Annotated in this window: 3 protein-coding genes; 1 reads left to right on the forward strand and 2 read right to left on the reverse strand. The window is 78.0% G+C overall.

Annotated elements, in window-relative coordinates; all coding sequences use genetic code 11:
- Nucleotides 1-106 precede the first annotated feature (106 nt).
- Nucleotides 107-571: a pyridoxamine 5'-phosphate oxidase family protein gene (locus ACFU6K_RS37950; protein ID WP_380671062.1), complete on the forward strand. Its 465-nt coding sequence runs from the start codon at nucleotides 107-109 to the stop codon at nucleotides 569-571.
- A 6-nt stretch (nucleotides 572-577) separates the two neighbouring features.
- Here ACFU6K_RS37950 and ACFU6K_RS37955 read toward each other — a convergent pair whose 3' ends face one another.
- Nucleotides 578-1,159: a TetR/AcrR family transcriptional regulator gene (locus ACFU6K_RS37955; RefSeq protein WP_380671064.1), complete on the reverse strand. Its 582-nt coding sequence runs from the start codon at nucleotides 1,157-1,159 to the stop codon at nucleotides 578-580.
- The coding region (locus ACFU6K_RS37960) for a saccharopine dehydrogenase (RefSeq protein ID WP_380671066.1) at nucleotides 1,156-1,937 on the reverse strand (782 nt) is incomplete at its 5' end. The genes ACFU6K_RS37960 and ACFU6K_RS37955, both read right to left, overlap by 4 nt.

Genomic DNA, 1,937 nt, shown 5'->3' on the forward strand with positions numbered 1-1,937 from the left:
GCCGTGGGGCCCGGGGCCGACGGCCTGTCGGGCAGGGCCCTCGCCGGGCCCCGCCGGGACCATCGGCCCTCGCGGCCCGGCCCGGGCCCGGGCGAGCATCGCTCGCATGAACCGCGACCACGTCCCGTCTCCCCGGCCCGTTCCGTCCCCCCGGCCCGTTCCGCGCGACCGCTCCGTTCCGTCCCCCCGGCCCGTCCCGTCCGACCGTCCCGACCTTCCGGAACTGCGCGAACTCGACCGGAAGCGGTCGCTGGAGCTGCTGGCCCGGGCCGACGTCGGCCGGGTGGTCTACACCGTGGACGCCCTCCCGGCCGTCCTGCCGGTGCCGTTCCGGCTGGCCCCCGGCGGCGTGCTGCTCTCGGCCCCGGCCGGCTCCGAACTGGCCCGGGCGGTCGACGGCGCGGTGATCGCCTTCGAGGCCGACGAGGTGGACGGCCGGGACGGCTCCGGCTGGTTCGTCACCGTCCTCGGCCGCGCCCAGGTCCGCCCGGCCACCAGGGCGGCCGACCCGGGCGGCACGGTCCGCATCCGCATCCGCCCGGAACTCGTCATCGGCCGCCGGCTGGCCTGACAGGGCTTACGGGCCCAGCAACGCCCCGGCGGTGCGCAGGAGTTGGGCGTCCGACGCCGCGTCCGCGGTGCCGGCCAGGCCGGAGCGGAAGAGCGAGGCGCCCTCGATCAGCATCACGAACACCCGGGCGCGGGACCGCCGTTCCTCCTCCGCCAGAGCCGGGCGGCGTTCGGCGAGGAAGCAGGAGACCAGCTCCTGGTAACGGTCGTAGAAGGCCCGGACGGCGGCGGCCACCGAGGGGTCGCGGGCGGCCAGCGCCCACAGTTCGGCGAACAGGCGGACCAGGCGCGTGTCCTGCTGCTCGGCGAGCAGTTCGCGGAGCAGGGCGTCCTCGTCGCGACCCGGGTCGAGCAGCGGCGCGAGCCGCTCCACCGAGCGGGCGAGGACGCGCTCCAGCACGGCGGCCACCAGCTCGGCGTGGGTCGGGAAGTAGTGCTGGAGATGCCCGAGACGGACGCCCGCGGCCGCGGCCACCGCCCGCATGGACAGCTCGCCGCTGCCCGTGGTGACCAGCAACTCCTCCGCCGTGTCCAGCAGTTGCTCCCGCTTCTGGGCGCCCTTGCCGCTCAGGCCCCGGACGCCGCTCATGCCGCCGCCTCCCCGCCGCGCGCCCCGTCGGCCGCAGTGACCGTGACGGTGACGCCGAGCGCCGCCAGGTCCTCCAGCACCCGCCCGGGGCGCGGGGTCTGCTCCGGGAAGGCCACCCCGGCGGGCGGCGGGGCGCCGTCCGTGCCGAGCGCCCGGCGCAGCGCCAACAGGGCGCCGACGGCGGTGAGTCTGGCCTGGCCGGCCCGGTCCTCGACGGTGGCGGTGAGGGTGCGTCCGCCGGAGGTGACGTCGGTGCGCAGCAGGGCGGTGCCGCCCTCGCCGGGGGAGTAGAGCAGGGCGCGGCGGGCCGGCTCCCACCGGTCGCCGCGGCCCCAGCGGAAGAGGCCGGCGCGCCGGGCCGCGAGCAGGGCGGTGGTGGAGGAGCGCGAGCTGAAGCCGATCCGGGTGGCGGCGGTGGTGGTGCCCAGGGTGAGCGGGAGGGTGAACTGCTCGGGGGTGTCGATCCCGGCGACCAGCGTCGGGGCGTCGCCGATGCGGACGGTCCGCGGGCGGCTGAGCGGGACGACGGAGCGGCGCCGACCGTCCTGCACCACCTCGTAGTCGAGCCCCAGGCGGTCCATGAACTCCACCGAGTCGGCGCCGGCCCGGTCCGCGAGGTCCCAGCGGATGGCGGTCTCGATCCGCTCGGCCCCGCCCAGCCGGTCCGCCAGGGCGGCGGCGACCAGGCTGGTCACCCCGCCCATCCAGGCCGAGGAGAGCAGCACCGGGGCGGTCGGGCGCAGCAGGGCGGCGAGCGTGGCGGCCCGCTGGAGCCGGG

The organism is Kitasatospora sp. NPDC057512 (genome assembly GCF_042802135.1).
Lineage (GTDB): Bacteria > Actinomycetota > Actinomycetes > Streptomycetales > Streptomycetaceae > Kitasatospora.